This window comes from Streptomyces sp. NPDC000151, from assembly GCF_040301705.1.
In the GTDB taxonomy this organism is placed as follows: Bacteria; Actinomycetota; Actinomycetes; order Streptomycetales; family Streptomycetaceae; genus Streptomyces.
This window is the reverse complement of record NZ_JBEPFC010000119.1, coordinates 1-23,617: the sequence shown is the minus strand read 5'-3', so window position 1 is coordinate 23,617 and position 23,617 is coordinate 1. Positions and strand designations below refer to the sequence as shown.

The window sequence follows — 23,617 nt, the reverse complement described above, 5'->3', positions numbered from 1 at the left end:
CCGCGCCGGGCGGGTGCCGCCGGCGGCGAGGCGCCGGGCGGGCGGTCGGGGGAGCGGTACGGAGGGTTCAGGGGCGCTTGCCGGCCTCGTGCGTGGCCTGCGTCCAGGCGCGGGCCTGCTCGCTGAGGGTGATTCCGAGGCCGGGGCGTGCGGGGACGTGCATTCGTCCGTCGCTGATCGTGAGGCGCTCGTTGAACAGCGGCTCCAGCCAGTCGAAGTGCTCCACCCACGGCTCGATGGGGTAGGCGGCGGCGAGGTGGAGGTGGATCTCCATGGCGAAGTGCGGGGCGAGCTGGAGGTGATGGTGCTCGGCCAGCGCGGCGAGCTTCAGGAACTGGGTGATGCCGCCGATGCGCGGGGCGTCCGGCTGGATGACGTCGGCGGCCTTCTGCCGGATGAGTTCGTAGTGCTCGGCGACGCTGGCCAGCATCTCGCCGGTGGCGACCGGGGTGTCCAGCGAGGCGGCGAGGGCCGCGTGCCCCTCCGCGTCGTAGGCGTCGAGCGGTTCCTCGATCCAGACGAGGCCGAACTCCTCCATGGCGCGGCCCATGCGCTGGGCAGTGGGCCGGTCCCACTGCTGGTTGGCGTCGACCATCAACGGCACGTCGTCGCCGATGCGCTCGCGTACGGCGGTGAGGCGGCGCAGGTCCACCTTGCCGTCCGGGTGTCCGACCTTGATCTTGATGCCGCCGATGCCGCTGGCCAGTGAGGCGGTGGCGTTGTCGAGGACCTGCTCCGTGGGGGTGTGCAGGAAGCCGCCGGAGGTGTTGTAACAGCGCACCGAGTCGCGGTGGGCGCCCAGCAGCTTGGCCAGCGGCAGCCCGGCCCGCTTGGCCTTCAGGTCCCACAGGGCGACGTCGACGGCGGCGATGGCCTGAGTGGCGACACCACTGCGTCCGACCGAGGCGCCGGCCCATACGAGCTTGGTCCACAGCTTGCCGATGTCGCTCGGGTCCTCGCCGATCAGCTCGTCGGCGATCTCCTTGGCGTGGGCGTACTGGGCCGGTCCGCCGGCGCGCTTGGAGTAGCTGAAGCCGATGCCCCGGTGCCCCTGCTCGGTCTCGATCTCGACGAACAGCATGGCCACCTCGGTCATCGGCTTCTGCCGCCCGGTGAGCACCTTGGCGTCGCTGATCGGCGTGGCCAGCGGCAGGGTCACCGAGGAGAGCTTGAGCCAGGCGATGGTGTCGAGGGTCACCTCGCCGCGACGGCCGGCGGCGGAGGTGGCTGTGTGCGTCATGGTCACCACTTGTGTCCCTGGGGTAGTGGGCGGATGGAGCGGAAGGCGGTTGCGGACGCCGTCGGCCGCGTGGGCGGGCGGAGCGGGAATACGCCAGTCCGGCCCGGTACGGCAAGGGCTCGTGGCGAAGCGTCTGCGGGGGAGGGGCGGCTCTCCGTGGGTTTTTCCTGACGCTAAGGTCGGCGATTGATCCACGTCCAACTTAGTTTTTGGATGATTCAATACCGGGAGGGCATCAGTGTTTACGCTCGTGCAGTTGGTGAGCTTTGTCGCGGTGGCCGAGGAGCTGCACTTCACCCGGGCTGCCGAGCGCCTGCGCATGACCCAGCCCCCGCTGAGCCGGCAAATACAACTGCTCGAACACGAACTGGGCGTGCAGCTCCTGGACCGTACGAACCGCACCGTCCGCCTCACGCCCGCCGGCCGGGCCTTCCTCAACGAAGCACGCAACATCCTCCGCCAGGCCGAAGCGGCCACCCTCTCCGCCAAGCAGGTCTCCGCCGGAGAGGCCGGCGCCATCGCCATCGGATTCACCGCGGCCAGCGCCTACTCCGCACTCGGCACACTGCTCGACGTGGCCCGCTCCACGATGCCCGGCACGGAGATCGTGCTGCGCGAGAAGGTCACCCGCGACCAGCTCGAAGCGATCACCGAGGGCTCCCTCGACCTCGGCATGATCCGCCCTTCCAGCACCGGGCCCGACCTGGCGACCCGCCCCGCCATCCGGGAGGGCCTGCTGGCCGCCGTGCCCCGCGACCACCCGCTCGGCGCCGGCGACGATCCGCTGCGCATCGGCGACTTCGACGGGCAGCAGGTGCTCATGTACTCGCCGGTGGAGGCCCGCTACTTCCACGAACTGCTGGTCAGCATCTTCCGGGAGGCCCGCGTCACCCCGCGCTTCACCCAGTACCTCAGCCAGGTGCACAGCCTGCTGGCGATGGTCAACGCGGGCTGGGGCATCGCCTTCGTTCCCGAGGCGGCCGCCCAGATGCGGTTCTCCGGCATCACTTTCCGGCCCCTGGAACTGCCCGACCCCACCCCCGTCGAGCTGCACCTGGTGTGGCGCAAGGCCAATGACAACCCGGCCCTGCACGCCCTCCTGCGGCATCTGTGAGGAATGCCCCCGGCGCCTCGGTGCCGGCCGGTGAGACACCGCACCATCGGGCGCGCGGAACGATACGCGCCGGGTATCGCAGGATGCCGAAATGGTGTTGGACCCGCATCGCAACAGGCTCTTAACGTTCCGGCCAGCAATTCGAAGCGGCTTCCGCCCGGGCAGCACCGAGCGCCCCGCCCCCCCCCGCGGAAGTTCCGGAGGCCGTGGACGGGCCGCGCCCGGGACGGGAAGCCGCGTGAGCCGCACGTCTCCGCGCTACGCCAGGAGCCCCCTGCCATGACCGACCTCACCCCTGCTGACCTGGGCCGACGCCTCGGCTCCGGCCTGCTCTCCTTCCCGGTGACCCACTTCCGCACCGAGGACCACGCCTTCGACGAGGACGCGTACCGGGCGAACGTCGCACGCCTCGGCAAGTACGACGTGGCGGGCCTCTTCGCGGCCGGCGGCACCGGGGAATTCTTTTCGCTCTCCCCGGCGGAGGTGGAGCGGGTCGTCACCGCCGCCGTGGACAGCGCGCCCGCCGGAACCCCGATCGTCGCCCCGGCCGGCCACGGCACGTCGACCGCCGTCGAGTTCGCCAAGGCCGCCGAGCGCGCCGGCGCCGACGGCCTGCTGCTCTTCCCGCCGTACCTCACCGAGGCCCCGCAGGACGGGCTCGCCGCACACGTCGAGGCGGTCTGCCGGGCCACCGGCCTCGGCGTCATCGTCTACAGCCGGTCCAACGCCGTCTACGCGCCGGACACCGTCGCCCGCCTCGCCGAGCGCTGCCCCAACCTGATCGGCTTCAAGGACGGCGTCGGCGACATCGACCCCCTCACCCGGCTGCACGCCCGGCTGGGCGACCGCCTCACCTACATCGGCGGCCTCCCCACGGCCGAGACCTACGCCCTGCCGCTCCTCGAAGTGGGCGTGACCACCTACTCCTCGGCCCTCTTCAACTTCGTACCCGAGTTCGCCCTCGACTTCTACGCGGCGGTCCGGGAGCGCCGCCGTACCGACGTACTGCGCATGCTCCGCGACTTCGTCCTGCCCTACACGCGGATCCGTGACCGCAAGCCGGGCTACGCGGTGTCCATCGTCAAGGCCGGCATGACGGTCACCGGCCACCCGGCGGGACCGGTGCGCGCGCCGCTCACCGACCTGGAACCGGCCGAGCTGGAACAGCTCACCGCCCTCGTCCGGCGCATCGGCGCCTGAGCCGCCGCCACCCGCCCGGCACCACCGGCACCGCCGCCCGGCCGCCGGGCACACCCGCCGCATCCGCTCCGAAAGGCACCGCACCATGACCACCACACCCCCTGCCGGTACGCCCGTCGTCACCGCGATGCGCGTCATCCCGGTCGCCGGCCAGGACAGCATGCTGCTGAACCTCAGTGGCGCCCACGCCCCGTACTTCACCCGCAACCTGGTGCTGCTCACCGACTCCGAGGGCCGCACCGGCGTCGGCGAGGTACCCGGTGGAGAGGGCATCCGCACCACCCTGGAAGAGGCCCGCGACCTGGTCGTCGGCCGGTCCGTCGGCGACCCGCACGCCGTGCTGCGGGCGATACGCGAGCGGTTCAACGACCGCGACTCCGGCGGCCGCGGCGCCCAGACCTTCGACCTGCGCGTCACCGTGCACGCGGTGACCGCCGTCGAGTCCGCCCTGCTCGACCTGCTCGGTCAGCACCTCGGCGTACCGACCGCCGCACTGCTCGGTGAGGGCGTCCAGCGCACCAGCGTTCCCGTCCTCGGCTACCTCTTCTACGTCGGCGACCGGACGCGCACCGACCTGCCCTACCGCCACGACCCCGACGCCAAGGACGACTGGCTGCGGCTGCGCGACGAGGAAGCGCTCACGCCCGAGGCCGTCGTCCGGCTCGCCGAGGCGGCCCAGGAGCGGTACGGCTTCCAGGACTTCAAGCTCAAGGGCGGCGTACTGGACGGCCCCGCCGAGGCCGCCGCCGTCACGGCCCTCGCCGAGCGCTTCCCCGAGGCCCGCATCACCCTCGACCCCAACGGCGCCTGGCTGCTGAAGGACGCCATCGAGCTCGGGCGCGGACTGCGCGACGTCCTGGCGTACGCCGAGGACCCCTGCGGCGGCGAGGGCGGCTACTCGGGACGGGAGACGATGGCCGAGTTCCGGCGCGCCACCGGCCTGCCCACCGCCACCAACATGATCGCGACGGACTGGCGGCAGCTCGGCCACGCGGTCAAGTCCGACGCCGTCGACATCCCGCTCGCCGACCCGCACTTCTGGACCATGAACGGCTCGGTCCGCGTGGCCCAGCTGTGCGACGCCTGGGGACTGACCTGGGGCTCGCACTCCAACAACCACTTCGACGTGTCACTGGCGATGTTCACCCACGTCGCCGCCGCCGCGCCCGGCGACATCACCGCGATCGACACGCACTGGATCTGGCAGGACGGCCGGCACCTGACCCGCGAGCCGCTCGCCATCCGCGACGGTGCCATCGCCCTGCCCGACCGCCCCGGGCTCGGCGTCGAGCTCGACATGGAACGCGTCGAGGCGGCCGAACAGCTCTACTTCGACCTCGGCCTCGGCGGCCGCGACGACGCCGCGGGCATGCAGTACCTCCTCCCCGGCTGGAAGTTCGATCCGAAGCGGCCGGCGCTGGTGCGCTGAGCCGGCCTGTGCCTTCGCACCCTCTTCCCGTCCACTCAGCACCCGGGATTCCGGCCCGCCAGGTCCTCACCTCCGGCGGCCCACGTCTCGGCATCACTTCAAGGGAGAAGTGAGATGCCCCTGCTCGTCGTGGCGCTCAGCGTGGTCGCGCTGCTGTTCCTGATGACCCGGCTCAAGCTCAACGGGTTCATCGCCCTGCTGCTGGTCGCGGTGGCCGTGGCCGTCGTCCGGGGAATCAGCCCGGAGAAGATCCCCGACGTCCTCAGCGAGGGCGTCGGCGGCCAGATCGGCGACACCATGCTCGTGATCGGGCTCGGTGCGATGGTCGGCCGGGTGATGGGCGACTCCGGTGCGGCCCAGCGGATCGCCACCACCATGTCCGCCCGGTTCGGCGACCGCTGGGTCCAGGTCGCCATGGTGGTGACGGCCATGCTCATCGGCGTCACCATGTTCTACGAGGTGGCCTTCGTCATCATCGTGCCGGTGGCGTTCACGCTGGTCCGGGTGACCGGCAAGAACCTGCTGTGGATCGGCCTGCCGATGTCCATCGCGCTGTCCACCATGCACAGCTTCCTGCCGCCGCACCCCGGCCCGACCGCCGTCGCTGCCACCTTCGACGCCTCCATCGGCAGGACCCTCTTCTTCGGCCTGTTCATCGCCGTCCCGGCCGGCGCGCTCATCGCGCTGATATGGCCCCGGCTGGCCTTCGTCCGCCGGATGAACCCGTCCATCCCCACCGGACTCGTCAGCGACCGTTCCTTCACCGACGAGGAGATGCCCGGCATGGGCTGGTCCCTCTCGGTCGCGCTCTTCCCGGTGGTACTCATCGCGGGCGCCTCGGTGGCCGAGATGGCGCTCGGCGAACACCACGCCGGGATGCCGCTGATCGCCTTCATCGGCTCGGCCCCGGTCGCCCTGCTGCTCGCCCTGATCCTGGCAGCCTGGGCGTTCGGCCCGCGCATCGGCCGCTCGCTGGGGGACGTGGCCGCGTCGTGCGGTGACGCGGCCAAGGCCATGGCGATGATCCTGCTGGTCATCGGTGCCGGCGGCGCCTTCAAGAACGTGCTGGTCGAGGGGGGCATCGCCGACTACATCAAGAGCCTCACCGACGGCTGGACCGTCTCGCCGATCCTCCTGGCGTGGCTGATCGCCGCCATCCTGCGCATCGCGCTCGGCTCCGCGACGGTCGCGGTGACCACCGCGGCGGGCATCGCGGCACCCCTCGCCGCCGGCAGCGGTGTCCACCCGGAGCTGATGGTGCTCGCGGTCTCCTGCGGCTCCATCGCGTTCTCGCACGTCAACGACCCCGGCTTCTGGATGTTCAAGGAGTACTTCAACCTGTCGGTCCTCGACGCCATCAAGGCACGCACCACCTACACCACGGTCCTCGCCCTCCTGGGCCTCGGCGGCGTCTTCGCCATGCAGGCGGCACTCGGCGCCCTCGGGGTGTAGCGGCAGTACGGATACGGATCGACCGGCGGAGGCACCGCACCCCATACGTGGCCCGGCGGTGCCTCCGCCATGGTGGGCCGGTGCGGGCGGCCGGCGGCGTCCCCACGCGGAGAACACACGGCGGGTCAGTGGAGCGGGACGTCTCCCCCGGCGTCGTCGGGTACCCAGCGCAGTACGTCGCCGGGCCGGCAGTCGAGGGCGCGGCAGATGGCGTCGAGCGTGGTGAACCGCACCGCCTTCGCCCGGCCGTTCTTGAGGACGGCGAGGTTGGCCGGGGTGATGCCGATGAGGGCGGCGAACTCCCCTACCGCCAAGCCGCGTTCGGCGAGCCGGCGGTCCAGGTCGACGACGATCGCCATCAGATGACCTCGGCCATCTCCGTCTGGAGCGCCGTCGCCCGGTGCAGGAGACCGCGCATGATCACGGTGAGCATGGCGAACGCGGCTCCCGCGGCGTGAAGATCGCCCCGTGCCGCACCATGCCGAGCAGGCCCCACACGGCGACGAGCGCGACCTGCACACAGGCGACACCGAGGGTCGCCACCACCACGTACGGGATGGCGTAAGGGGCGTAGGCGGGAAACTGCTCGACCTCGTCGGCCGCGTCGGCCGCCGTCGACGGGATGACAACGATCCGACCGACGCTGAAGAGGTGCCGGCCCCGGTCGAGCGGCCGCCCGACCTCCGGTCCCGCACGCCCGCGTCCAGCGCGTCTTGACCAGCTGCAGAACTGGGTCTGGGCCTGGACCGCTGAGAAGACCTTCCACGGCGCGTGCGGCCCCGAAAACCTCGCCGAGGCCCTCACGCTGTTCCGTACCTGGGCGACCACGATCGCTCCCTGAACCGGCGCAGAACCCGGAGACACCAATCCGGTGAACCTATGCGGTGAGAGCACTGGAAGCCCACTCGTCGACGCGCAAACCCAACCAACCCTCGAAGGGTCGCTCATCTTCTGCTGGCCGGCGACGAACTTCACCGAACCCAGAAAGCCATTCGCGTAGGCAGCGCCGAACAGTTGCTCCGGATTGGTGCCATCGCCCCCCCGCGCCGCCGCTCCTTCGATGTGGAGAGTCTCGTATCCAGCTTGCCGTCAGTGGACTTGGCCGTGCCGTCGCGCCCGCCGGTGCCGGTGACTTCTGCGTTGTAGGCAGGCGTGACCTTCTGTATGACGGGGACATTAGTGCCCCAGTAGTCAGGGAGATGGGCCGTCCACTCGAAAGGGCGAACAACGCGCGCCGGCCCTAGGTCGTTTCCGACGGTCCGTTCGAAACAACTGAGCCAGTGCCCCAGTGGTGGCCTGAATCGAGTTGTTGATCTCGCCTGCTGACGCGTAGAAACTGGTGCTTCACCGATCGGAGGAACTCCTGTGCCCGGATACATCAGCGCTCCAGCCACCCGTGCCGAATTCGCCTCCCTGCCTGAGTGGCTCTGGGGGGAACTTGCGGCGGGAAAGTTCTTCCCCGCAACGAAGAGTGGTGGTACCGATCGAATTGCCGAATCCGACGTCGCCAGCGCCGCGCCGCCCGCAGACGGCCGGATCGCCAGTGCCGGGAGGGCCGAAGCTTTCCAGCTGGACGAGCCCGGCACCCACTGGCAGAAGCACCACGTCGCTTCCGGCGAAACGCTCGACGTGCAATGGCGATTCCCGGTAAGCAATCCGACGCGTCGGTGGTCGTACTTCATCACCAAGCAGAACTGGAACCCCTTCCAGCCCCTGGCGCGCTCCCAGTTCGATACAGACCCGTTCCATTCCGTGGAGCTCACGCCCCAGCCCTATTGGACGATGCAGACGGAGCTGACTCCCTCCAATCCCACCACCCACCAGGTGCCACTGCCACAGCGCACCGGCTATCACGTGCTCCTCGCGACCTGGGAGATCGCTGACCGGGGGGACGCCATCTATCAGGTGATTGATCTCGACTTCAGCTAGTGCTGTGATCGCATGGGTTCGCCGGGGCACCCCCACCGCCGTCTGGGCGATGCGCTCCCAGTCGGTGTAGAACCGTCGCGCCGCGGGGCTGAGGAAGCAGAAGCGGGCCGTGTTCGCCCCGCAGGTCGGGTCGGCGTACATCTCCGAGTACAGCGCGCGGCCGAGCGGATTGGTGAGCAGGACGTCGAAGCGGCTGTTCGTCACGCACACCGGCAGCGTGGGCATCGCCCCGACCATGCGCTCCACCCCGGGCCGCAGACTCGGCCGCTCGGGACGGCGCCGCACCCGGCCGGGGCGCGTGTTGGCGGCGCGCGCGAGGTCGTACAGGTGCGCCCGCTCGGTGTCATCGAGCCGCAGTGCGGAGGCGAGCGCGTCCAGGACGCTGTCGGAGACCCCGCCGAGACTGCCGCGCTCCAGCCGCGTGTAGTACTCGACGCTCACCCCGGCCAGCGTCGCGACCTCGCCCCGGCGCAGCCCCGGAACCCGGCGGTTGCCGTAGACGGGAGGGGATCCTGGTTCACTTCCTGGTGCGGGTATGCGGGTGCGGCTCGTTGTGATCGAGGGTGGCGTACCAGGTGGCCAGCAGCTTCAGCGCGTCGTGGGCGGGCGTGCCGGCTTCGGCGCTGAGGGCGGTGAGGGTGAGGCCGGGGTCGTTGGGTACGGGCAGGGCCTCGAAGGCGAGGGTGAGGTCGCCGACGGCGGGGTGGTGGAAGCGCTTGAGGCCGGTGTGGTGCAGGCGCACGTTGTGTGCGGCCCACAGGGTTCGGAAGTCCTCGCTCTGGGTGGAGAGTTCGCCGATCAGGTCGCTCAGTTCACGGTTGTAGGGGTCCCTTCCCGCTTCGGTGCGCAGCAGTGCCGCAGCCGTGGCACGCTGTGCGTCCAGTTCGGTCATGTACTCGGCGGCGCCCGGGTTGAGGAACTGGTAGCGGGCCATGTTCACCGGCCGGGCCGGGTCCTGGAACAGCGGCCAGTACAGTGCCTTGCCGAGCCGGTTGGTGGCCAGGACGTCGAGGCGGCCGTTGCGGATGAACGCGGGCGCCTCGGTCATCGCGTCAAGCAATTGCTGCAGGCCGGGCCGGATGGGCTGGGCGGTGCGGCGGCGTATGGGACGCCGGGTGGTGCTCGCGGTGCGAGCCAGGTCCATGAGGTGGGCCCGCTCGGAGTCGTCGAGCTGCAGTGCGCGGGCCAGGGCGTCCAGGACGGCCTCGGAGGTACCGGAGAGGTTGCCGCGCTCCATGCGGGCGTAGTACTCGGCGCTCACGCCGGCGAGCATCGCGACCTCCTCGCGGCGCAGCCCTTTCACCCGCCGGTGGCCTGCGGCGGGCAGGCCGGCCTGCTGCGGGGTGATCTTGGCGCGGCGGCTGGTGAGGAACTCGCGGACCTCGCTTCGGTTGTCCATGTCTTCGAGGTTACGACGCCCCTGGGGTGCGAGGGGTGTACTGCCAGTACACGTATCAAGGGGTCCTTCCGCGCGCCTGTGACCTGCTGTTTCATCGATAGCAGGCCAGCTACTGGCCACCCCGCCGCTCCGCCGGCACCGCTGGCGGGCGCAGGGCGCAGGGCGCAGGGCGCAGGGCGCAGGACGGAGGGCGCAGGACGGAAGGGAAGCAGATGCCCGCCTCTCCCTGCGGGGGGCGCTGGGCATCCGCGCGGAAAAGCACAACAACAAGCAGATGGGACCTCTCGTGAACCCGCAGTACAACTTCGAAGGCCAGGTCGCCCTGGTCACCGGCGCCGCCTCCGGCATGGGACTGGCCGCCGCCCGAGCCTTCGCCCAGGCCGGTGCCGCCGTCGTCCTGGCCGACCTCAACAAGGACGCCGTGGAGAAGGCGGCCAAGGAACTCATCGATGCCGGCCACCAGGCCATCGGTGTGGTGTGCGACGTCACCGACGAGGACCAGGCCGCCGCCGCAGTCGACCGCGCGGTCTCCGCCTTCGGCCGCCTGGACATGGCCTTCAACAACGCCGGTATCCAGGCCCCGCCGTCCGACGCCGCCGATGAGAAGGCCGAGGAGTTCGACCGCGTCAACGCCGTCAACCTGCGCGGCGTCTGGGCTGCTCAGAAGCACGAGCTGCGCCAGATGCGTACCCAGGGCTCTGGCGCGATCGTCAACTGCTCCTCCCTCGGCGGCCTGGTCGGGCTGCCCGAGCGCGCCGCCTACCACGCCTCCAAGCACGGCGTGATCGGCCTGACCAAGAGCGCCGCGGTCGAGTACGCCCCCAAGGGCATCCGCATCAACGCAGTGTGCCCCGGCACGATCGACACCCCCATGGTCGCCGACATGCTCGAAAGCCAGGCTGACGCCATGGCCGAGATCCTGAAGCAGCAGCCCATCGGCAGGCTGGGCCGTGCTGAGGAGATCGCCGAGGCCGTCCTGTGGCTGTGCAGCCCCGGCGCCAGCTTCGTCATCGGCGTCGCCCTGCCGGTCGACGGCGGCTTCACCACCCACTGAGGCCACCGATAAGACCACCGAAAACGCGGTTACGGCGACCCGACCGTCCCCGGCGCCCACCCCTGGGCGCTCACTGAGGACAAGGCTGTACCGTTCTTCCGGCAGGCCGTCGAGCTGGGCATCACCTTCTGGGACACCGCCAACGTCTATCAGGCCGGGACCTCCGAGGAGATCGTCGGCCGCGCCCTCACCGAGTACTCCCGGCGCGAGGACATCGTGCTCGCCACCAAGGTCCGCGGCAAGATGCACGACGGCCCGGGCGGTGCGGGCCTGTCCCGCAAGGCGATCCTGGAACAGGTGGATGCGTCCCTGACCCGGCTGGGCACGGATTACATCGACCTGTACCAGATCCACCGCTTCGATGACGACACCCCGGTCGAGGAGACGATGGAGGCACTGCACGACGTCGTCAAGGCCGGCAAGGTCCGCTACATCGGCGCCTCGTCCATGTACGCCTGGCAGTTCGCCAAGCTCCAGCACGCCGCCGACCTCGGCGGATGGACCCGCTTCGTGTCCATGCAGAACCAGTACAACCTCCTGCGCAGGCAGGACGAACCGGAACTCATGGCCATGTGCGGCGACATGGGCGTGGGGCTGGTGCCGTATTCGCCCAACGGGAAGGGCCGCCTTGCGCGCCCCGCCGGCGAGCAGAGCACCCGCTCTCGTACCGACCACGTCGTGCGGTCCTTTGACAGCGAGCACGACGCGCCGGTCATCGATACTGTGCAACAACTCGCCGAAGCCCGTGGCGTCAGCATGGCCCAGGTCGCACTCGCCTGGGTGCTGCGCAATCCGCTGGTCTCGGCGTCCATCGTCGGAGCCACCGAGCGGCACCATCTACCGCAGGCCGTCGACGCGCTCACGCTCCGGCTGTCGGACGAGGAAGCGGCCGCCCTGGAGGATCCGTACGTGAACGCCGGACCGTCGTGGTTCTGACGCGTTCCTGACGCGTTTCTGACGCGTTTCTCAGCGGACCTCGAAAGGCCACAACTTCGTTCTGCGGTAGGGGGATTGGCTCAGAACTCCGGCTCGTCACCGGCCGGCTCGCCCCGCGGCCCGGACCGTACTGTGCTTCGCACGACAGCCTCCTTGAAGGCCGCCGCGGCGCGTCCTGTCAGGACGAGGCTGCGCGGGCGGTCGTCGGCGTGGGTGAACTGGACGACACCGTCACGCCGGCCAAGGCTGATGTTGGTGAAGGTGTAACCGATCCGAACGGGTTCGGGTTCCCGGCCCGTCAGCCGAGCCGCAACGACGTCGGCCACACCCCGGCCCATGGGCAGGGCCGCCTGGCAGGACATTCGGCTCGGCGCTCCGCCCACCGACACCGCGGCAGCCGCGTCGCCGACAGCGTACACCTCGGGGTGCGAGATCGAGCGCAGCGTGGTGTCGACGAGCATCCGGCCGCTCTCGTCCGTTGCGAATCCGGCCGCGCGCGCCAGCTCCGGCGCCTGGAACCCGGTGGTCCACACGACGGCGTCAGCGGCGAACGACGCGCCGTCGCGGGTGTCCAAGCCGTCCTCCCGCACCGCCGCGACAACGGACTTCGGATGCACCGAGACGCCCAGCCGGTCGAGCGCGCGCCGCAGGTGGGTCCGGGCGCGTGGCGCGAGCCCGGATCCCGCGTCAGCAGCACCGGTGAACAGCCGGACTCGCAACTCGGGGCGACTCTCGGCCAGTTCCGAGGCGGTTTCCAACCCGGTCAGGCCTGCGCCGACCACCGCGACAGTGCCGCCTGACGCCATCCCGGCAATCCTGTGCCGCAACCGAGTTGCCTGCTCAGGGCCGGCGACAGCGTACGCGTGCTCGGCTGCTCCCGGGACGTCGTCGAGCCGTGCCGCCCGACTGCCCAGCGCGTACACCAGGGTGTCGTAGCCGACCGCTCGGGGCTCGGCGTCCATACACGCGGTCCGGGCAGTGGTATCGATACGCACGGTCCGGCCAGTGGTATCGATCGCGGTCACGTGTCCGACGACCAGTTGGACCGATGCACCGCTGAGCTGCTGGCGCAATGACAGCGCCGCCACTGGCTGCCCGGCGGCCAGCTGATGGAGCCGGACCCGTTCGATGAACCGGTCCGAGGCGTTGACCAGCGTGATCGTGACATCGCTCCGGCGCAGCTTGCGGGCGAGGCGCTTGGCCGCCAGCAGACCGGCGTAACCGGCGCCCACGACGACGATGCGATGGCTCATGGCACTCATGGCATGACTTCCTCTGTGACTGTGATTGTGACTGTGAGTACGGGCGGCTTGGCCACGGCAACCGCCCAGGCGATGTACAGGACGTTTGTCACCAGCCGAGCCACCGCACCGACCGGCCGCTCCAGCAGCCGGGGCCGGTCCGGGTGCGCGCGGCGCAGTGCGTCCACGTGGGACACCAGGTAGGAGGTGATCAGGACGGTGGCGGCCCAGCCCCCGGACTGCCTGCCGCACGGGACCAGTACCAGCGCACCCACCACGATCTCCGCCGCCCCGCTGACGGCGACGAGGAGCCGCGCCCGGGGGAGCCACGCGGGTACCAGCGTGCGGAAGTAGGCGGGCGCCAGGAAATGCGCGACCCCTGTGACGATCAGGAACACCGCCAGGGCAACGGAACCGATAGCGTGCATGGCACGATGATCGATTCACCTCGTGCCTGGGCGCTTGAACAAAACGATCGCCGCATCGTCTTCGCCTCTGGGCCCGAGGCGACGATGTTCGCCGAGTCCCGCCCGTTCCGCGTGGCCCCACACCGGCTGCCGGCGTGGAAAGCCGTGCTGCCGATCGGTGGCCATGTCGAACTCCTCCAGCCGGGGCGGCCCACGGTGGCGGCGCCCGGGCTGATCGTTCCGCCCCAGCTGGCACACGCCTGTGCGGCGACCTCTCCCTACCTCGCCCTGTTCATCGACTCCTGGCTGCTGCCCTCCTGCCCGGGGCCGATACGGCTCGATGCCGGTGAGGTCCGCCGCCTGCTCGCCGCGCTCGGTACCACCGGTTCCGACGGCCCCGGCACCTGCGTGGATCTGGCCGCCGGATACGCCGAGTTGCGGACACTCGCCGGGCGCCCAGCCCTGCTCGATCCGAGAGTCGCCCACGCTGTGCACCTGTGTACGGTGCGCGATCCGGACATGCCCATCACCTCCATCGCCCTCGAGGTCGGCCTGTCGGCCCCGCGGCTGCGTGCCCTGGTCCGGCAGGACGTGGGCATTGCGCTTGCACGCTTGCGCCGATGGGGCCGGCTCCGCACCGCGATCGCCGACCTGCCGGACTCGACTGCCGCCCTGGCCGCAGCCACCGCGGGCTTCGCCGACCAGGCCCACCTCGCGCGTACCGCACGGGACTTCATCGGGCGTACGCCTGTGTCCGTGCGACGTGCCGAAGCGTAAGGCGCACGGTTGACGGCCCGTCACATCCCGCCCCGTGCCCAGAAGCGTGGTGCGCTTCTCTTCGTGCGGCTCGACGAGACGGAAGGCGGCTGCCTCCTGGGTGGGGCAGCCGCCTTCCTCGCGTTGCTTGCCGGCCATGGCTGTTTCGGCCGGCCGTGGCCGGCCTACAGCGCCGGGTAGGCGTTCTTCAGGAGTTCCTGGAACTGTGCCGAGAACCACTGCCCGGCGAGCGGGGCGTTCGGCAGGGCGCCGGACATGTGGTAGCCGTTGCGGGCGTTACCCGTGTACGTCGGGTCGCACATCCGGTCGAAGCCCTTGCCCTCGTTGTTGGGGATCTCCTTGCTGGCCCCGTCGGACTCGCCCGGCGGCTTCATCCAGACGTACGCGTCGATGCCCGGTGCGGGAGCGGCCTTCGGTCGTTCGCCCAGGCCCGCGCCCGCCTGGTTGCACCAGTTGCCCAGGTGGATGCGCCGGTCGTAGCGGCCGCCCTCGACGTACGTGTCCACGCTCGTCTTCGCTCCCGGGCCGGTGGGCCGTGCCGTGCCGCCCCAGCCGTTGCGGGAGGTGTCGATCAGCATGCCGATGCCGGAGTTGAAGCCCACGGAGACCAGCTTGTCGCGGAAGGCCTGCGCGAAGGACTGCTCGTCCACGTACCGGTTCCAGTCCACCCACTTGGACTGGCGCACGGACACGCCGTTGACCGAATCGTTGATCGAGAAGTTGTCCTCCTTGAGCGCGCTGTAGTTGGCGGTGTTGGCGATGAAGCCGTGCACGTTGTCGACCGTGCTGCCCTCGGCGGTCGCCGCCTGCTTGAACAGCTCGGCGGAGGGGCCGAAGTTGTCGTCCCAGCCGATCCAGCCGTGGTGTCCGGCGTCGAGGTAGTTGTAGACGTTGGGGATGGCACCCAGCTTGTTCAGGGCGTAGCCGACGCCCTTGACGTAGTTGCCGTTGGCCTTCATCACATCGCACTGCGGGGTCTGCGTCGGCCGGCCGCTGACGTTGGTGACCAGGTTCGGCAGGGAGTCGATCTCCACCGTGGTGACGATGCGCAGTGAGGCGTACTTGCTGTCGGCGAGGATCGCCGCGATCGGGTTGATGTACTGCGTCTTGTACTTGTCGATCTCGGTCGGGCCCAGTTCGCCGTTGGAGGCGAGCGCGGCGCAGTCGCGCCCCGGGAGGTTGTAGATCACCAGCTGGACGACGAGTTCGCCGTTGCCCTTCTGCTTCAGGGCCTCGTTCAGGTGGTCGCGCAGGCCCATGCCGCCGTTCACGCCGTTGATGGCGGCGATGCGGTCGAGCCAGACGCCGGTCGGCTGGTTGGCGACCTTGCTGCCGCCGGGTTCGGCCGCGGCCTTCGCGGACCACTCGGGGTTCACGTACCCCTTGGCGCCGGCGTACGGATTGTCGACCTTGGCGGCTGCCGGTGCGGCCGCGCAGGTGGCTCTGTCCGACGTGGCGGCCGCGAGTAATGCCTGCCCTGTGCCGTGGGCGGCGGTGCAGCCGGGCGCCGCGGCGCTCGCCGCCGGGCTCAGTACCGTGGCCGTGCCGGCGCCGGCCGCGAGCAGTGCGCAGGCGGCGAGCAGTGCCGTACGCCGCCGGGGCGGCAGAGTGGGGAATGTGCGGCTCATGATGTCCGTCCTTGTGTGTCGAGGGCGCGCAGCCGGTCGCGCAGCCCGGTGCCGTACGCGGTCGGTGTGCCGTGGTAGTCGCTGATCAGGGCCGGGCCGGCGGAACAGTCCCAGGTGTTCCAGGTCCAGCCGAGGTAGGAGAGCCCGCGGTCGTCGAACCACTTCGTGACGCGGTCCACGAAGGCGTGCCCGCAGGTGTTCTCGCCGATCTCGCCGGCCACGAGGGGCACGCGGGCGGCGACCGGCGCGAGTGAGGAGTCCCAACAGGTCTCGTTCGCGCATGCGTTGAAGTTGTAGCCGTGCCAGGCGGCGGCGAGGTTTCCGGCCGGGTCGCGCGGCGCGTACGGGAGCCACTGGCTCAGGTCGTTGGCGTACGCGAGGCCGCCGGCCAGGACGAGGTTGCGGGCGCCGGTGGCCCGCACCGCGTCCAGCAGGTCCTGCATGCCGGCGACCTCGTAGCCGATGCCGGGGCAGTTGCCGCCGTCCCGCCAGCAGGTCCACGCCTGCGTCGTGGTCGCGGTGGCACGGTCCGGGTAGGGCTCGTTGAAGAGGTCGAAGGCCACCCGCGGGTCGTTCTTGAAGGTGTTCGCCACCGAGGTCCAGAACGCGGGGCTGTAGCGCGCGTCGGGCATTGGTTTCTGGCAGCCGGCGTTTATGTCGGAGCAGCCGGCGGAGTTGCCGGTGTACTGGCCCCAGCTCCAGTGGAGTTCGAGGACCGGCGTCATGCCGTGTGCTTCGACGCGTGAGACCAACTGCCGTACGGGTTCGATGTAGTTGGCGCCCCGGTACTCGGGTTTGATGTTGTCCGTACCCAGCCAGCACTGTTCGTTGAGCGGTATCCGGACCGTGTTGGCTCGCCAGTCCGCGATGGCCGCGACGGACGCGTCGTCGACCGGGCCGTCGAAGATGCCGTGGCCCTGGACGCACATGAACTCACCGCCGGAGCGGTTGACTCCGAGCAGGCGGCGGGTGGCACCGGTCGTATCGGCCAAACGGCTGCCGTCCACGTGCAGTTCGGGCGGAGCGTCCGCGGCAGCCCGTGGGGCGGGCTTCGCGGCGAAGGGCCCGGTGGCGCTTGCCGTTGCGGTGCTCGTCGTCGTGAGCACCGCGGTGACCAGGAGGGAGGAGAGCAGAAGGAACAAACGAGGGGGGTGTCGCATGAGCGACTCCTTGCAGCTCGGATGCGTACGGGGACGCATGTGCCGACTGATGGAATCGTTCCCACTGAGGTTTCCGCTTTCGGAAGGTACCGCCAAGCGACTTCAAGCAACAGAGGCAGCGCAGTCCTTTTTCAAAATGCCTGTTCGATACTTCAAACAGTGCCCAGGCCCTCTTGACCGTGCCGCCCCGCACGGCGATATTGGGCTCGTTCCCACTGGCGGTTGGCACGGTTGTGCCTTCTGCGTGCCTTCATTACTTCATTTCGGGCGCGGTGACGCTCTCGGGCGGGCCGATTCACCGCGTGCTCATACCCCGGTCGGGCACCGGTCCATGTGGTGTTCACCCGACCGACACGCCGAAGTCCGAAGCTCAGCACGGTATTTGATCAACCCCCCACGCCGAGGAGCGTTCGCATGAGCAGCCGACTGACCAACCGTCAGCCCGCCAGATCGATCACCGTGTTACTGTGCACGGCCCTCGCCGCCCTCGCCGCGGCCGCGCCCGCCGAGGCCGGTGGCCAGACCACCGGCGCTCTCCCCGCCGTGAGCCCCAAGGCCGAGACCCCCGCGCTGTTTGACGACAAGGCAGGCGGAGACGCCGACGCGGACGACCCGGCGATCTGGCGCGACGCCGCCGAGCCCGGCCGCAGCCTGGTGATCGCCACGGCCAAGCAGGGCGGACTGCGGGTCTACGACCTCGACGCCCGGCCCGTACAGTCGCTCCCCGCACCGCCCGCGCCGGGGCCGGACGACGCCCCCGGCCGCTTCAACAACGTCGACCTCGTACACGGCCTGCGCCTGTCGTCCGGCGGCCGGGCCGACGTGGCGGTGGCCAGCGACCGCGGCCGTGACACGCTGCGGATCTACCGCATCGACCGGGACCGGCCTGGTGGCCCGCTCACCGACGTCACCGACCCCGCCGCGCCGCCGGTGTTCTCCGCGGACCAGGGCGAGATCAACGAGCAGCAGACCGCCTACGGCCTCGCCACCTGGACCGACGCCTCGACCGGGCGGTCCTACGCCCTCGTCAGCCGGCGCAACCGCACCACCCTCGCCCTGCTCGAACTGACCGCGGCGCCCGGCGGCAAGGTCGGCTACCACAAGGTCCGCACCCTGGACCTGCCGTCCGCCTTCCGGCTCCCCAATGGCACTTCGTGGACGCCCTGTGCCGAGCCCGGCGAGCTGCCCCAGGTCGAGGGCATGGCCGTCGACCCGGCCAACGGCACCCTCTACGCCGGCCAGGAGGACGTCGGCATCTGGCGGATGCGGGCCGACCTCACGGGATCGCCGCACCTCGTCGACAAGGTGCGCGAGTACGGGATTCCGGGGAAGTACGACGAGGGGACCGACGAGTGCGTCCCGGGCGCCGACCCCGGCTACGGCGGCACCCGGATCACGGCCGACGTCGAGGGGCTGACGCTGCTCACCGAGGACGACGGAGACGGTTATCTGCTCGCCTCCAGCCAGGGCGACAACACCTTCGCCGCGTACGACCGTGAGCTGGGCGACGACAACGAGTACGAGGGCGGATTCCGCGTCACCCCCGCCTCGGCGAGCGTCGACGGCTCCGAGGAGTGTGACGGAGCCGCCGTACTCAACGCACCCCTGGGCGCGAAGTACCCGCACGGCCTGCTCGTCGTCCAGGACGGCCACGACGCACCGGCGGACGACGACCGCAAGGCCACGGACTTCAAGTTCGTGGACCTCGCCGACGTGATGAAGACGATCGACGACTGACGGACGGTCCCGCGCGCTGCGCGGGCGGGGAGGGACGTCCCTCCCCGCCCGCGCAGCGCCTGAGTGGTGAGCGGTCAGAAGTCGTACGGCTTTGCGGTGTTCCAGTTCAGGACGTCGGCGTCGGACCAGGTGAACTTCGAGGGCTTGCCCTTGCTGTTGAAGGCTTCCTGCTCGGTGGCCGGGCCGGTGTCGCCGGTCCCGTCGCGCATGGCGAGGGAGAGCTTCGACGAGGTGTGCGTCTTCGCGCTGTCGGTGAAGAGGGCCACGGCGGAGTAGACCTTGCCGCCGGGCCGGACCGTGATCCGGGTGTTGCCGCCCGGGGCGTCCTTCTTCGAGTGGGGCAGGACGTTCGAGGTGTTCCCGAGGATGACGGACGGATACGAAGTGACCCAGCAGGGCTTGGAGTCGGCGTTCCGTGCGGTGATCAGCAGGTGCTCGCCCTGCTGCTTCGGGAAGCGGTGCAGTACGGAGTACGACATCTCGTCGCCGTCGCACTGACGCGTGCCGGCGGCATGGGCGTTGGTGACCTTGCCGGAGTTCGCGGCGGCGACGCCGGTGTCGGTGCCGGAAGCGTCCTTTGCGGTGTACGCAGGGGAAGACTTCGTTCCCTTCGCACCGCTGTCGCCGGCGCTGCCCGCGCCGCCGCAGGCGGTCAGGCCCAGGGCCAGTGCGGCGGTGGCGGCGGCCAGAGTGGCGGCTCGGAGCTGGAATGTACGCATGTGGGGTCCCCCGTGCGATGGTGTGAGTTCCGCGGAGTCGTTCCCGCTGTGGTACCAGGTTGACCGCGGCGACTAACGTTCCGCTGTCGTAGCGCTGGCGTCCCGCTGCCGCCGCGGCCCATGGCGCGAATTCACGTCAGTGGCCCTTGCCGCGCCCGGAGAGCGCGTCGCGGGCCCGGTCGACCAGACCCGCGCCGGGAGCGAGGATCTTGTTGGCGGGGGGAGTGGACGGTGCCGCGGGGTGCGGGCGGGTCGGCGCGGCCTTCTTTGCCTGGCGGACCTTTTCCCCCAGCTCGTCGAGTTCCTCCGCGCTCGCCGCCTGCCGCAGCTGGGGGAAGAGGTTGTTCTCCTCGTCCGCGACGTGGCTGCGGATCTCGCTGATGAGGGTGGTGATGAGCCGGCCGAAGTCGGGATCGTCGGCCTGGCAGCTCTCCAGCTGCTTCATGGTGCGCTCGGCCGACGAATGGTCCTCGATCTCCTTGTCGGCCACGCTGTCGCCGTTCGCGAGGCAGCGGCGCACCGTCGGATAGAGGTGCATTTCCTCGGCGATGGAGTGACGTACCAATTCGATGATGGCCTGGTCCGCGAGTTCCTTGCGCTGCGGGTCACCGGGCGGCAATGCCTCGATCCGGGAGAAGATTTCGTCGACCTCCCGGTGGTCGGTGGTCAGCTCCTCGATGACGTTTCCGCCGTGTGCCATTTTCTGTCCCTTGTTCCTCTCTCGTGCCGTGACGACGTACGAGTACCAGCCGACCTCGCGCTCATTCTCGTTTTCGTACGGGAATTCCGCGCGCCGGCGGCAGCCGTACGACGTACCCAGGGGCAGCCGCCGGGCGGACCCAGGAGAAGGCGCAGAACGTGACAGTCGAGGTGGCATCGGGCGTTCAGGATGTGTTCAGGCTGCGGGTGGCACGGTCGGGCGCGACAGTCAGCAGCCGGCGAACGCCGGGAAGTGCCAGACGGGATGATGGGCGTTGCACGAAGCGGAAGTCCTGACCGATGTGAATGCCACCGACGCCGGCAGGCGCGCGGTGAAGAAGATGCCGGAGGTCACCCTGGCCTTCTGGATCATGAAGATCGCCGCGACGACGCTGGGCGAGACGGCCGGTGATCTCTTCGCCCAGACTCTCCAGCTGGGCTATTTCCTCACCACGATCGCGCTGTTCGTGGTCTTCGTGGTCACGCTGGTCACCCAGCTCGGGTCCCGGCGCTACCACCCGTTCTTGTACTGGACCGTCATCCTGTCGACCAGCATGGCCGGCACGACGATGTCCGACTTCACGAACCGGGACGCCAGCGCAAAGTACCTCACCAATGGGGCCGCGTCGCTGGGCTGGGGGCCGCAGGGGCTGGGGCTGGGGTACCCCACCGGCGCCGCGATCCTCGTCTCGCTCCTGATCGCCATCTTCGTGGTCTGGAGGTGCACGGGGCTGACGTTCTCGATCCGCGACATCGTCACCTTCCGTGCGGAGGCGTTGTTCTGGGCGGCGATCCTCGTCTCGAACACGCTCGGCACCTCCATGGGGGACTTCCTGTCCGACAGCTCCGGTCTGGGCTACGCGGGAGGCGCGCTGCTCGTCACCGGGCTGCTGGCGGTACTGCTCGTCCTCATGCGCGTCCCCGTCGTACCGAACGTCCTGCTGTTCTGGATCGCCTTCGTCCTCACCCGGCCGCTTGGCGCGACCGCCGGCGACTTCCTCACCAAGCCGCTCGCCAAGGGCGGCCTCGACCTCGGTACGGCAGGCTCCTCGGCCGTACTTCTCGCCCTCCTGGCCGGCCTCATGGGGTACGCCCATGTCGTCATGAAAGGCGGTGGCCGAGCCCGCGGGCGGTGCTGATCGTCAGGTCGCTGTCCGCGCCGCGCAGCTTGCGGCGCAGCCGGGTCAGGTACTGGTCGAGGGTGTTCTCGCTGACGTGGGCGCCCTCGGGCCAGCCCGCCCTGATCAGCTCGCGCCTGCGCACGAGGTCGCCGGGCGCCGCCATGAGGGCGGCGAGCAGGCGGAACTCCGTCGGGGTCAGGTCGATCCGGATGCCGTGGGCGGTGCAGCTGTGCCGGACGGCGTCCAGGGTCAGGGCGCCGAGGGTGGCCGGGCGGGGAACGGAGCGCCGCAGTGCCGCGCGGAGGCGGGCGGCGAGTTCGGCGAGGTGGCAAGGCTTGGGCAGGTAGTCGTCGCCGCCGGCGGAGAAGCCGCTGAGCCGGTCCGTGATCCCGTGCTGGGCGCTCAGGAAGATGACGGGGGAGTGGAAGCCGTTCGCCCGGAACGCCTGGCACACGTCCCGTCCGTCAGCGTCGGGCAGCCCGACGTCCAGCACGGCAGCGGCGATGTCGTCGGTGGCCAGCCGCAGGGCGGTGGCGCCGTCCCGCGCGGGCACGGTATCGAAACCCTCCTCGCGCAGGCCGCGCAGGAGTACGTCGCGCAGGGCGTGATCGTCCTCGACGATCAGGATCCTGTGGCCCATGCTTCCTCGCGGTTCATGAGGTCGTCAGCAGGGGACGCAGCCGGGTGGCCGTGATCCGCCGGGCCACGGCATCCGGCCACCGGCGCAGTACGGACACCGCGGCGGCGGCGACGAGGGTGCCGACGAGCGCACCGGCCACGACGTCGTGCGGGTAGTGCGCGCCGACCCAGATCCGGGAGAGCGCCATCGCACACGCGGCCAGTACGGCGACCAGGCCGAGACGACGCCCGACGGCGACCGAGCCGAGGCGGCGCCCGACGGCGAGCAGCGCGACCGCGGCCGCCGCGGCGATGGCCGCGTGATTGCTGGGGAAGGACCAGTCGCCCGGCGCCGGACACGCCTCCAGCGTGATCACATGCAGACTCTGGCACGGGCGGTCCTCACGCACCGCGAGTTTCAGCGCGTCATCGACGGCGTACGCCAGGACCACGATCACCGGCGCGGCGAGCGCCAGTACCGCGGCTGAAGGGCTGGTGCCTCTCGCGCGCCACCACGCGACCACCATGAGCACGGCGAACAGGGCGAGCCCATAGGCCGACCAGCCGGACACCAGGCCGTCCAGCCAGGTGGGGGAGTGGTGGGCGAGGGCCACCACCTCGGTGTAGACGGAACCGTCGAGGGAGGAGCCGTCGAAGGCGAGGATCATGGCCGTGCTTCTTTCCATCACGGGGGTGGGCGCGCCGGGAGGCGCACCCCGCTGACTACAATGCTGTAGACGGTCTACTGGACTGTAGACGATAGCGGTGTGAGGATCGTTCCCATGACCGACTCGAAGGACGAACGCCGGCCGGCGGGCGAACTGGAAGCCACCGTGATGGCCGCCCTCTGGGCCGCCGACGGGCCGCTCACGCCCGGCCGGGTGCAGGTGGAGCTCGGCTCCGGCCTCGCCCGTACGACAGTGACGACGATCCTGTCCCGGCTGCACGAGAAGGGCATGGCCGGCCGGGCCCGCGAGGGGCGGGGATACGCCTACTTCCCCGTCCAGGACGCTCCCGGGCTGACCGCACGCCGTATGCACAGCGCGCTCGACGGGGACATCGACCGCGAGACGGTGCTGGCCCGCTTCGTCGCCCAGCTCAGCCCCGACGACGAGCGGCTCCTGCGGGACCTGCTGGAATCGGGTGAGCAGTGACGGTCCTGCTCCTCGTCCCGCTGCTGCTGCCCTTCGCCGCGCCCTTGCTCGCCCGCCGCTGCCTCGACCGGCTCGCGCCCGTGGCCGCGCTGTGGGTACTGACGCTCGTCGTACTGGTCCTGGCCGCCTCCTCCGTGGCCGCGCTCGGCGCGCTGGCCCTGCTCGGGCTGCTCAGGGTGCCGCTCTTCGCCGGGCTCGGCGAGCTGATCCACCCGCTCCACACCCCGTCGGCCCTCCTGGTCCTGCCGACGGCGGCGGTGGCCACCGGCATACTGGCCGTCAGCTGCTGGACGCTCGCGCGCTCGGCCCTGCGTCAGGCCCGCGCGTTCCGCGTCGCCCACCGGCAGGCCGCCCGTCGGCCCGCGGCGGGTGACCTGTGCATCGTCGACTCCCCGGACCCCGACGCGTACGCACTGCCGGGCAGGCCGCACCGCATCGTCGTCACCATGGGCATGCTCCGCAGCCTCGGCCCCGCCGAACGGGAAGCGCTCTTCGCCCACGAGCGCGCCCACAACGCGGGCGGCCACCACTACTTCCTCGCCGCCGCCGAGCTCGCCGCCCACTGCCATCCCGGCCTGCGCCCGGCCCGCGCCGCGATCCGGC

23 protein-coding genes and 2 pseudogenes are annotated in these 23,617 nt (G+C 70.4%); 12 read left to right on the top strand and 13 right to left on the bottom strand.

Annotated elements, in window-relative coordinates; translation table 11 throughout:
- Window positions 1-67 precede the first annotated feature (67 nt).
- Window positions 68-1,240 (bottom strand): L-talarate/galactarate dehydratase, encoded by a 1,173-nt coding sequence (locus tag ABT381_RS26810; RefSeq protein ID WP_351599134.1) that lies wholly within the window; start codon window positions 1,238-1,240, stop codon window positions 68-70.
- 238 nt (window positions 1,241-1,478) lie between these two features.
- Here ABT381_RS26810 and ABT381_RS26805 point away from each other — a divergent pair, with 238 nt between their 5' ends.
- The 4 genes from ABT381_RS26805 (at window position 1,479) to ABT381_RS26790 (ending at window position 6,435) form a co-directional block, all read left to right on the top strand.
- A complete protein-coding gene (locus ABT381_RS26805) occupies window positions 1,479-2,354 on the top strand; it encodes a LysR family transcriptional regulator (RefSeq protein WP_351599133.1) in 876 nt (291 codons plus the stop codon).
- A gap of 279 nt (window positions 2,355-2,633) precedes the next feature.
- The gene (gene kdgD / locus ABT381_RS26800) at window positions 2,634-3,554 is read left to right on the top strand and encodes a 5-dehydro-4-deoxyglucarate dehydratase (RefSeq protein WP_351599132.1); all 921 of its coding nucleotides are present in this window, start codon (window positions 2,634-2,636) and stop codon (window positions 3,552-3,554) included.
- A gap of 85 nt (window positions 3,555-3,639) precedes the next feature.
- Entirely contained in the window at window positions 3,640-4,983 is a 1,344-nt protein-coding gene (gudD, locus tag ABT381_RS26795) for a glucarate dehydratase (RefSeq protein WP_351599131.1), read from the top strand.
- Window positions 4,984-5,097: 114 nt separating this feature from the next.
- Window positions 5,098-6,435: a gluconate:H+ symporter gene (locus ABT381_RS26790; RefSeq protein ID WP_351599130.1), complete on the top strand. Its 1,338-nt coding sequence runs from the start codon at window positions 5,098-5,100 to the stop codon at window positions 6,433-6,435.
- 125 nt (window positions 6,436-6,560) lie between these two features.
- Here ABT381_RS26790 and ABT381_RS26785 read toward each other — a convergent pair whose 3' ends face one another.
- Together ABT381_RS26785 and ABT381_RS26780 are read right to left on the bottom strand one after the other, a co-directional pair.
- Window positions 6,561-6,794 (bottom strand): helix-turn-helix domain-containing protein, encoded by a 234-nt coding sequence (locus ABT381_RS26785; RefSeq protein ID WP_351599129.1) that lies wholly within the window; start codon window positions 6,792-6,794, stop codon window positions 6,561-6,563.
- Between the two features lie 61 nt (window positions 6,795-6,855).
- Window positions 6,856-7,263: a DUF2975 domain-containing protein gene (locus ABT381_RS26780; protein ID WP_351599128.1), complete on the bottom strand. Its 408-nt coding sequence runs from the start codon at window positions 7,261-7,263 to the stop codon at window positions 6,856-6,858.
- Window positions 7,264-7,800: 537 nt separating this feature from the next.
- Between ABT381_RS26780 and ABT381_RS26775 the strand changes: the two genes are divergently transcribed.
- The gene (locus ABT381_RS26775; RefSeq protein WP_351599127.1) at window positions 7,801-8,364 is read left to right on the top strand and encodes a lytic polysaccharide monooxygenase auxiliary activity family 9 protein; all 564 of its coding nucleotides are present in this window, start codon (window positions 7,801-7,803) and stop codon (window positions 8,362-8,364) included.
- Between the two features lie 27 nt (window positions 8,365-8,391).
- Here ABT381_RS26775 and ABT381_RS26770 read toward each other — a convergent pair.
- Both ABT381_RS26770 and ABT381_RS26765 read right to left on the bottom strand, forming a co-directional pair.
- Window positions 8,392-8,838: pseudogene (locus ABT381_RS26770) on the bottom strand (helix-turn-helix transcriptional regulator); the annotation flags it as partial.
- 43 nt (window positions 8,839-8,881) lie between these two features.
- Entirely contained in the window at window positions 8,882-9,763 is an 882-nt protein-coding gene (locus ABT381_RS26765) for a helix-turn-helix transcriptional regulator (protein WP_351599126.1), read from the bottom strand.
- A gap of 286 nt (window positions 9,764-10,049) precedes the next feature.
- Between ABT381_RS26765 and ABT381_RS26760 the strand changes: the two genes are divergently transcribed.
- Window positions 10,050-10,817: a glucose 1-dehydrogenase gene (locus tag ABT381_RS26760; RefSeq protein ID WP_351599135.1), complete on the top strand. Its 768-nt coding sequence runs from the start codon at window positions 10,050-10,052 to the stop codon at window positions 10,815-10,817.
- 30 nt (window positions 10,818-10,847) lie between these two features.
- Window positions 10,848-11,753: pseudogene (locus ABT381_RS26755) on the top strand (aldo/keto reductase); the annotation flags it as partial.
- An 80-nt stretch (window positions 11,754-11,833) separates the two neighbouring features.
- Here ABT381_RS26755 and ABT381_RS26750 read toward each other — a convergent pair.
- Together ABT381_RS26750 and ABT381_RS26745 are read right to left on the bottom strand one after the other, a co-directional pair.
- Window positions 11,834-13,015, bottom strand: a complete 1,182-nt coding sequence (locus ABT381_RS26750; protein WP_351599125.1) for an NAD(P)/FAD-dependent oxidoreductase — start codon at window positions 13,013-13,015, stop codon at window positions 11,834-11,836.
- A complete protein-coding gene (locus tag ABT381_RS26745; protein WP_351599124.1) occupies window positions 13,012-13,422 on the bottom strand; it encodes a DoxX family protein in 411 nt (136 codons plus the stop codon). Before ABT381_RS26745 ends, ABT381_RS26750 begins: the two co-directional genes overlap by 4 nt.
- A gap of 6 nt (window positions 13,423-13,428) precedes the next feature.
- Between ABT381_RS26745 and ABT381_RS26740 the strand changes: the two genes are divergently transcribed.
- Entirely contained in the window at window positions 13,429-14,178 is a 750-nt protein-coding gene (locus ABT381_RS26740; protein WP_351599123.1) for a helix-turn-helix domain-containing protein, read from the top strand.
- Window positions 14,179-14,342: 164 nt separating this feature from the next.
- Here the strand turns inward: ABT381_RS26740 and ABT381_RS26735 are convergent, their stop codons facing one another.
- Both ABT381_RS26735 and ABT381_RS26730 read right to left on the bottom strand, forming a co-directional pair.
- Window positions 14,343-15,806 carry a glycoside hydrolase family 6 protein gene (locus tag ABT381_RS26735; RefSeq protein WP_351599122.1) on the bottom strand — a complete coding sequence of 488 codons (1,464 nt, stop codon included), beginning with the start codon at window positions 15,804-15,806 and terminating at the stop codon, window positions 14,343-14,345.
- Complete coding sequence (locus tag ABT381_RS26730) at window positions 15,803-16,966, bottom strand: glycoside hydrolase family 5 protein (protein ID WP_351599121.1); 1,164 nt, start codon at window positions 16,964-16,966, stop codon at window positions 15,803-15,805. The genes ABT381_RS26735 and ABT381_RS26730 overlap by 4 nt, the downstream gene beginning before the upstream one ends.
- A 414-nt stretch (window positions 16,967-17,380) precedes the next feature.
- Between ABT381_RS26730 and ABT381_RS26725 the strand changes: the two genes are divergently transcribed.
- Complete coding sequence (locus ABT381_RS26725) at window positions 17,381-18,703, top strand: phytase (RefSeq protein ID WP_351599120.1); 1,323 nt, start codon at window positions 17,381-17,383, stop codon at window positions 18,701-18,703.
- 74 nt (window positions 18,704-18,777) lie between these two features.
- Here ABT381_RS26725 and ABT381_RS26720 read toward each other — a convergent pair whose 3' ends face one another.
- Together ABT381_RS26720 and ABT381_RS26715 are read right to left on the bottom strand one after the other, a co-directional pair.
- A complete protein-coding gene (locus ABT381_RS26720) occupies window positions 18,778-19,422 on the bottom strand; it encodes a DUF4232 domain-containing protein (RefSeq protein ID WP_351599119.1) in 645 nt (214 codons plus the stop codon).
- A 136-nt stretch (window positions 19,423-19,558) separates the two neighbouring features.
- Window positions 19,559-20,122 (bottom strand): hemerythrin domain-containing protein, encoded by a 564-nt coding sequence (locus ABT381_RS26715; protein ID WP_351599118.1) that lies wholly within the window; start codon window positions 20,120-20,122, stop codon window positions 19,559-19,561.
- A gap of 274 nt (window positions 20,123-20,396) precedes the next feature.
- Between ABT381_RS26715 and ABT381_RS26710 the strand changes: the two genes are divergently transcribed.
- A complete protein-coding gene (locus ABT381_RS26710) occupies window positions 20,397-21,260 on the top strand; it encodes a COG4705 family protein (protein ID WP_351599117.1) in 864 nt (287 codons plus the stop codon).
- Here the strand turns inward: ABT381_RS26710 and ABT381_RS26705 are convergent.
- Window positions 21,223-21,882 carry a response regulator transcription factor gene (locus ABT381_RS26705; RefSeq protein WP_351599116.1) on the bottom strand — a complete coding sequence of 220 codons (660 nt, stop codon included), beginning with the start codon at window positions 21,880-21,882 and terminating at the stop codon, window positions 21,223-21,225. The genes ABT381_RS26710 and ABT381_RS26705 overlap by 38 nt on opposite strands.
- A 13-nt stretch (window positions 21,883-21,895) precedes the next feature.
- Window positions 21,896-22,528, bottom strand: coding sequence for a phosphatase PAP2 family protein (locus tag ABT381_RS26700; RefSeq protein WP_351599115.1), 633 nt, complete (start codon window positions 22,526-22,528; stop codon window positions 21,896-21,898).
- A gap of 114 nt (window positions 22,529-22,642) precedes the next feature.
- Here ABT381_RS26700 and ABT381_RS26695 point away from each other — a divergent pair, with 114 nt between their 5' ends.
- Both ABT381_RS26695 and ABT381_RS26690 read left to right on the top strand, forming a co-directional pair.
- A complete protein-coding gene (locus ABT381_RS26695) occupies window positions 22,643-23,014 on the top strand; it encodes a BlaI/MecI/CopY family transcriptional regulator (RefSeq protein WP_351599114.1) in 372 nt (123 codons plus the stop codon).
- Window positions 23,011-23,617: M48 family metalloprotease (locus ABT381_RS26690; RefSeq protein ID WP_351599113.1), on the top strand; the 607-nt coding region annotated here is incomplete at its 3' end. The genes ABT381_RS26695 and ABT381_RS26690, both read left to right, overlap by 4 nt.